7 protein-coding genes and 1 pseudogene (1 of these 8 running past the window's edge) are annotated in these 7,237 nt (G+C 62.0%); 6 read left to right on the top strand and 2 right to left on the bottom strand.

Annotated features, from left to right (window positions below):
* The 5 genes and pseudogenes from L1787_RS13380 to L1787_RS26085 form a co-directional block, all read left to right on the top strand.
* A pseudogene (locus L1787_RS13380) lies at positions 1–515 on the top strand (transposase); its annotated part reaches 313 nt to the left of the window's first position; the annotation flags it as partial.
* An 805-nt stretch (positions 516–1,320) separates the two neighbouring features.
* Positions 1,321–1,560, top strand: coding sequence for an RHS repeat-associated core domain-containing protein (locus L1787_RS13375; protein WP_369415097.1), 240 nt, complete (start codon positions 1,321–1,323; stop codon positions 1,558–1,560).
* 218 nt (positions 1,561–1,778) lie between these two features.
* Positions 1,779–2,066, top strand: coding sequence for a hypothetical protein (locus L1787_RS13370; RefSeq protein ID WP_235709351.1), 288 nt, complete (start codon positions 1,779–1,781; stop codon positions 2,064–2,066).
* 163 nt (positions 2,067–2,229) lie between these two features.
* Positions 2,230–2,406, top strand: a complete 177-nt coding sequence (locus L1787_RS13365) for a hypothetical protein (RefSeq protein ID WP_235709350.1) — start codon at positions 2,230–2,232, stop codon at positions 2,404–2,406.
* Positions 2,407–2,488: 82 nt separating this feature from the next.
* Positions 2,489–2,758, top strand: a complete 270-nt coding sequence (locus L1787_RS26085; protein WP_369415096.1) for an Imm8 family immunity protein — start codon at positions 2,489–2,491, stop codon at positions 2,756–2,758.
* Between the two features lie 180 nt (positions 2,759–2,938).
* On the opposite strand, the gene L1787_RS13360 is transcribed toward L1787_RS26085, so the two are convergent.
* Entirely contained in the window at positions 2,939–3,271 is a 333-nt protein-coding gene (locus tag L1787_RS13360; RefSeq protein ID WP_235709349.1) for a hypothetical protein, read from the bottom strand.
* A gap of 205 nt (positions 3,272–3,476) precedes the next feature.
* Positions 3,477–5,042 (bottom strand): RNA repair transcriptional activator RtcR, encoded by a 1,566-nt coding sequence (gene rtcR, locus L1787_RS13355; RefSeq protein ID WP_439648291.1) that lies wholly within the window; start codon positions 5,040–5,042, stop codon positions 3,477–3,479.
* A gap of 196 nt (positions 5,043–5,238) precedes the next feature.
* Between rtcR and L1787_RS13350 the strand changes: the two genes are divergently transcribed.
* Positions 5,239–6,792: a vWA domain-containing protein gene (locus tag L1787_RS13350; RefSeq protein ID WP_235709347.1), complete on the top strand. Its 1,554-nt coding sequence runs from the start codon at positions 5,239–5,241 to the stop codon at positions 6,790–6,792.
* Positions 6,793–7,237: the final 445 nt, after the last annotated feature.

Raw genomic sequence — 7,237 nt, 5'->3', positions numbered from 1 at the left:
CCCCCTAACGAGGCCATCCCTTGGACACTGCGGGCGATGGCGAAGATCGCCCGCGTCGCGCCGTCCACTGCTCAGGCGGTCTGGAAGGCGCATGGTCTCGCGCCGAACCGCTGGCGCACCTTCAAGGCCCTCGAAGGACCCGGCGTTCGCGCACAACCGCCGGGAGCGGGGCATTCCTGCCGGCAAGGTCGTCCACGTCGTCCTCGACAACCTATCCTCCCACAAGACGCCCGAGGCCGGCGCTGGCTCGCCCGGAACCCGCGCCGGACGTTCCACTTCACCCCGGCATCGGCGTCATGACTGAACGCCGTCGAGGGCCCTTCGCCAAGCCCACCCGCCGCCACCTAAAGCACCGCGCCTTCCACTCGGTCTGCGATCTTCAGGCCGCCATCAACCGCTACATAGCCGAACACAACGACGGCGAGGTAAAACCCTTCGTCTGGTGTGCCGATCCCGCCGATCCCGATGCCATCATCGCCGCACGAGGCCGAGGGGCCCAAACGTTGGAATCAATCCACCAAATGATGCCGCAGCCGCTAGCATTGAACCAGAAGCGGCGCAGATGGCGCTCGGTAGGGGGCATCCGCAGTGGCCACGGCGGCTGGGGCGCAAGCTGCTTTGATCGGCGGCATGACAATTGGAGCTGCCAGGAAATACAGTCAGCGGCACAAGGTCGGCAATGGCGCGATCGACGTTCGCCAGAAGCCTTAGAGGGTGTTGGGATTGCTGTTGCTACGCTCGCATCTGGAATGGCAAGTCAGAGCAAGCAACCCGAAAAAACAGAGGTGTCACGAATTGACGGTTACGCCACGCGCTAAAATGATACAATCGTTCTGATTAACAGTGATATATGGACCTGACCAAGTTAGAAATATTTTTGAATTCCTCTATCCGCGCCTTTGTTGGATGCTTGTTATTGTCATTTATTTTTTATATTCTCCTACCCAATGATATAACGTATGGCAGCATTTTGTTTGTTGTGCTGCTATCAGCCGGGTTTGGCGTCGTCACTGGTATTGTGTCTATGTTTCTGGATGATCCCCGAAAATAGAATTGTTGAAGGGCTCGCAACCCCTGCCCTGCGTCGAATTGCCGGGACTGATGTGGTGCCACACGGTGGATCGAATATCCGGACGGAGACCGCATCGGGGCCGGGAACGACCCGTCGGCCTACACCGCCACCGGCAAGCCGACCGTCGCCCCCGAACTCGTCACCGGCTCGAGCTACGATGCGCGGGGCCAGCTCACCGCCGGCGACTATGGCAACGGCGTTCGCGCCGAGTGGACCTATGACGCCGAGCGGGGCGGCTCGCGACACGGGTGGGGTATCAGCCTTATGGGGAGGAGACACGGAGCGAGGTGCGGCCGACGCCGGCGGCGGAATCGAAGAGCTTCCTGTCGGAGCGCTATGACGAGGCCGCGGCGCTCATGGACCTCAATGCGCGCTATTATGATCCCCGTATCGCCCGGCTCATCCAGCCCGATTTGCTCGATCCGGATGTCCCAGGGGTGAGGATCAACCGGTATGCCTATGCGTTGAATGATCCGAACCAAATTTAAATGGCAAAGGAAAAGGGGCGTTACCCGGGCCACGCCATTGATCCGATGCAAAATCGTGAACTGACACCTTCGATTGTTGAAGATACGATCAGAACTGACGCCCTCGCTCCGGAGGCATCGGCATGACGCTCTATACCGACACCACAAACAATGTGACCATTGCGATAGACAACGCAATTAGTCGAATGATTGCCGCGCCTTAAGGGAACTTGACTTCAATGAAACTGGAAGAACTTCGTAGGCTGTGCGCTAAATATTGGAATCCAATTGGAATTCCAATGTCCAATATAGAGACGGAAGATTCGCTCGGCTATCGGCCATTGCCTGCTGACGAGTACGATACATATCTGGCTCATATTCAAACGCTGATCCAATCTAAAGCGTCAATGCAAGATATCCGCGAATATCTTGAGATAGTCGAGCGAGATTATATAATGCTGTCGTCACCGAGCGGCAGCAAGGACGCGTTTATTCGGGCTTTGCAAGAAGCATCCGGCTCGTCGTGACGTTGCCTCCCAAAGTGCCCTCGATTTGAACTTGGCTCCGCCAGAAGGAGGCGGAGATGAAGAATAGCCACTTCATTGTGCAACAGATCATCGCGGCGCTGAAGGAGCATGCGTCGGGAATCTGTGTGGCGGAGCTGTGCCGCATTACGGGATCAGCGACGCGATGCTCTACACGTGGCACAATCTCTTTGGCGGCATTAAGGTTTCGGGCGGCATGCGATTGAAGGAGCTGGAGGCGAGCGGCGCAGATTCGATCACCGCCGTAGAGTCCAATATTGACCGTCGAGATATACCGCGCGCTCCGTTTAGACGTCGTGGTCATATGGATATCATCGATTGATATGAAATACATGGCAATGAAGATCGACTGCATTGATCATGATGTAGACAGATTTTGAGTTTTCTGAAGAATTTGGCGATATATGGGTCCACGCTCTAATCGGGGATTAGCTACACTGACCGCATGGATTTGTTCCAATATTATATCATTGCTACATCTAGAAAATATCGTTCGAAATGGAGATTCCGTTAAAATCTCTCGCGCAATAATCGTCGGCACATTCGATGAGACCGGCTTAATTGCGAAGATTAACTCCTTGATTGATCAGTCTAATAGTCTCGATTGGCGGTCGCCCGCACAATACCTGAATAAATATTCGTATTGGGAATATGAGAAATATGAGAAAGACTAATTTCAGAGTACGGATTTAATCAATCAAGCGAGGCTTTCCGGCGAATTGGTTCGGATCGGTCATGCCGCGTGAGCCGAACAATGGGCCACCCCATCGCCAATTTGCCTTTGCGGCGAAGCCATTCATGCTCGCGTTCCGAATCGGGCTTCGACGCCATTCCTCTTTGTTGGCGCGACATGCTTACCTTCCTCGGCCGCGTACCTTCGCCTCGTCGAATTCAGCCTCCGCCGGCTGGTGGCGGGCACGCACGAACTCAGCCGTCGCCGGCGGCGTGGACACAGGCGTACAGGGTTGGCTTTGAGATCCCATCATCGCGCAGATCTTGGCCACCGTGAGCTTCCTCTTTCGGTAAAGCTGCACCGCAACAGCCTGCTTGTCCCCGTCGAGCCGCCACACCTCCAGCGCATCGCCGGCGCGCAGCCGCTCCTTCGCTTTCCGCAACGCATCGCGCTGCAGATCGCGATTCCGCTCGACGATCGAGAACCGAATGCAACCGATCCTCTTGGCAAGCATTCGCGCAACCTCCCCACCCGTCGATGTTAGGGTAGAATTCGCTTTGATGTCCCGCCTGCGTCATTTGCCATGCTGAGGCGCAAAATCGCGTCTGCCATTGCAGTAGCACGACCGATAAGAAACCGGCGAATTACTGTATAATTCGCCGCCTATTGTTATCGAAGAATTCCGTGGAGCGCCCCTGGGATATCGCCCCCTCGCCTTTTCAGGCTCCTGAAATATCCTCCCAAGAGAGTTCGAAGCGATTGAGGTACTTGCGCAAACGATCCGCGTCGTTGCGGCTCGCCTTCTGGGTGCGGGAGACGGCGAAAAGGGCGCGTCCGGCGGCGCTGAGACTGGGCGCTGTGCGGCAGGCGCGGATAACGGCCGCAAGCTGGAAGCGGTCGAATGGGTCGATCGCAGCGACGCGCTCGCCGAGGACGGCCTCGATAAGATTGGCGTCGGGATCGTGCTCCTGCGCCGTCCATTGGGCAGCGAGGAGCGCCACTTCCTCCTCCACCATGGCAAGCGTGATCCGTCCGCGTGGGGCGAGGACGCAGAGCCGCTCGACCGAGGCGCGGAGGTCGCGGAAGTTGCCCGGCCACGCCGCACGCGGGTCGAGCGCGAAGCGCAGGTACTGCTCACGCGCGTCGGCGTTGAAGCCGATTTTGGTGCCGGTCGTCCTCGCCATGCGGGCGAGCTCGTGGTCGAGGTTCGGCTCGATGTCTTCGCGCCGATCGGCGAGCCGAGGGAGGAGGAAGGCCCACAGGTTCAGCCGGGCGTAGAGGTCTGAGCGGAAGCGACCCTCGGCGACGAGCCGGCCAAGATCGCGATTTGCCCCGGCGATGAGGTGGAAGGCGGAAGTGACCGGCGTGTCGGCGCCGACCGGCAGGAAGGAGCCGCTTTCGATCGCGTCGAGGATCATCGCCTGCTCGTCCAAGCCGAGGGCGTCGATCTCGTCGAGGAAGAGGACACCGCCGTCGGCCTCGCGCATCTGGCCGCGACGGTCGGACGCGCCGGTCCCCGCACGGCGCTGTCCAAACAATGTCGCCATCCCGCGTTCCCCCCGGATGGTCGCGGAGTTGACGTGTACGAAACGGCCCTTGAGCCGCCGTTCCTGCCGCTTGAGGGTATAGATCCGCTCGGCGAGCTCCGTCTTCCCCGTCCCCGTCTCGCCGAGCAGGAGGATCGGCGCGGCGGAGGCCATTGCGACACGCTCGATGCGATCGATGAGGGCATTGAAGGCAGGGTTCCGCGTCTCGATCCCGGCTTTCAGAAGGCGATTATGACTCTCGGCGACGAGATCGAAGCGCTGCTGGATGCGGTCGTAGCGGCTGAGGTCGAGGTCGATGATCTCGACAATCGCCTCCCCGCCGCCCTTGGACGGCCCCGACTGGAGGAGGAGCGCCGGAACGTGCCGCGCCTCGGTGAGGAGGAACCAGCAGATCTGCGCGACATGCGTCCCGGTCGTGAGGTGCACATGGTAGCGCTCGCGCTCCTCGTCGAAGCCGTAGCCGCGGGCGAAGTCGTAGAGGGCGCCATAGACCTCCTCGAAGTCCCACGGGTTTTGAAGATCGAGCCGGCGCAGGAGCACCTCGGTCTCTGGCGCGCGTTTGCCGATCTCTCGCTTCACGGATTCGCCGAGCCTCCGGAAGCGCTCGTCGTGGAGGAGCTCGAGCCGATGGACGGGGAAGTCCTCACGACCACAGAGGTGGACCGAGGGGCGCCAGTGGCCGCCCCGACGGGCGTCCAGCGTGGTGCCAAGGAAGCCGATCACCACGTTTTGCATCACGCTTGATCCCATTAGATAAATTACGCGCCAGTAGGATAAGATTAGCGGATGGGCGCCACATCGCGAAGTGGTAAAATGCTTGCTCTGACAGAATGTTAGCCGAAATCGGCATATTCGTTCGCGCCCAGCGCCCGTTGGCGGCACATTCCCGGACGTCGACGGCCACGGAGGGCCGCCGCGAGCAAGGGAGGTCCCGATGGCACTGAAGAGTCTCTTCCGGTCGTTCCGCGGCCCGATGGTCCCGGCGACGACCGCCGTCAATTTCGAGGACGCGCCAGCGTACGCCCACGAAGACCGGCACGCGCTGGCGCAGCTCGCCGTTACGGGGACCTTCGGTCAGCTCTTCTACGCCGAGCCGAAGCTCGAGCTCGAGCGGACGTTGGCGCTCGCCCGGAGGGTGGAGCCCGCCTTCCTCGCGAAGGCGGCGATCCATGCTCGCGAGCAAGGCAACATGAAGGACATGCCGGCCGTCCTCCTCGCGGTGCTGTCGACCGTCGACACGGACCTTTTCCGTGCCGCGTTCGGCCGCGTCGTGACCGATGGCAAGATGCTGCGGACGTTCGTCCAGGTGATGCGATCGGGGGCGGTCGGGCGGAAATCGCTCGGGACACGGCCGAAGGCGATGGTGGCCGACTGGCTCAACACCGCCTCGGACCGCGCACTCGTGAATAGCGCGGTCGGCAATGACCCGTCGCTCGCCGACGTGATCAAGATGGTGCACCCGAAGCCGGCCTCGCTGGAGCGGGAGGCGTTTTTCGCCTGGGCCATCGGCAAGCCGTGCGACGTGGCGCTCCTGCCGGAGCCACTCCGCGCCTGGCTCGCCTTCAAGGCGACGGGTGCGGGCGAGGTGCCGGACGTCCCGTTCCAGATGCTGACCCACCTGCCGCTCACGACGGACCAGTGGGCCGGCATCGCGCGGGGCGGCTCGTGGCAGATGCTGCGGCAGAACCTCAACACGTTCGCACGCCACGGCGTGTTCGAGCGTGAGGAGATGGTGCGACACGTGGCGGCGGTGCTTCGCGATCCGGAGTGCATCAGAGGCGCACGGGCGTTCCCTTACCAGCTCATGATGGCGGCCTCCGCCGTCGGCGAGGGGGTGCCGGAGGCGATCCGGGACGCGCTGCACGATGCGATGGAGGTCGCGATCAATGCGGTTCCGACGTTCGAGGGGACCGTCGCGGTCTGCCCGGACGTCTCCGGCTCCATGGCGAGCCCTGCGACGGGCGACCGCAAGGGCGCGACGAGCCGCGTCCGCTTCGTCGACGTCGCGGCGCTCGTCGCAGCGGCGATGGTGCGGAAGAACCCGGACACGGCCGTGCTGCCCTTCAACACGGCGGTGCGACCCGTCCGGCTCGAGCGGCGCGACACGGTGATGACCAACGCCGCGCGGCTCGCCGCGCTCGCAGACGGCGGGACGAGTGTATCGGCGCCGCTCGCGTGGCTGGTGGACAAGGGGAAGGCGCCGGACGTCGTCGTCCTCGTGTCGGACAACCAGTCCTGGGTGGACGCCTCGTCCGCCCAGGGCACGGAGCTGATGCGGCTGTGGGGCACGCTGAAGGCGAGGAACGGGAGGGCAAAGCTGGTGCTGATCGACATCGCGCCGTATGGCACGACGCAAGGCGCGGAGCGGGCCGACATCGTGAACGTCGGCGGGTTCTCCGACGCGGTGTTCCGCCTCCTCGCCGACGTCGCGGCGAGCCGGACGGGGCCCCAGCACTTCACGAGCGTGGTGGAAGCCACCGCGCTCTGACGCAAAGGCGGGCGGGGGATGCCCGTGGGACGACATTCAAGTCACCGTGCGGACCGTAAGGCACCGTGGTGGCGGCTCGAGAGAGCCTGTCGTCTCACGAACACTCGCCGCCCCGCCCGCGACCGTCGTGGGGAATGCCTCGCAGGACTACAGGGAAGGCCGAGAGGCCGAGCCGGTTCGAGGCCGGCAATCCTCCTCGGAGGGCAACAGTCTTGCGAACTCTTGTCCCCACGACGGAACTGGGAAGAATGCCGGTAGGACTCCATGGGGAGAATCGCACCCTTGTCCTCCCACCATCGACCTCGGCGAATGCCGGGCGGAACTCCATGTTGCGGGTTCGATTCCCGCCGTCGCCTCAGGGTGGCGTAGCTCAGCGGAAGAGCAGCCGTTTCGCCAATCTCTCGTCGTCGAGGCACGACAAGGACACGGAAAAGGAGATCGGCGA

The organism is Acuticoccus kalidii, from assembly GCF_021556395.1.
In the GTDB taxonomy this organism is placed as follows: Bacteria; Pseudomonadota; Alphaproteobacteria; order Rhizobiales; family Amorphaceae; genus Acuticoccus; species Acuticoccus kalidii.
The sequence above is the reverse complement of the archived record's forward strand: the minus strand, read 5'-3'. Positions and strand labels throughout refer to the sequence as shown.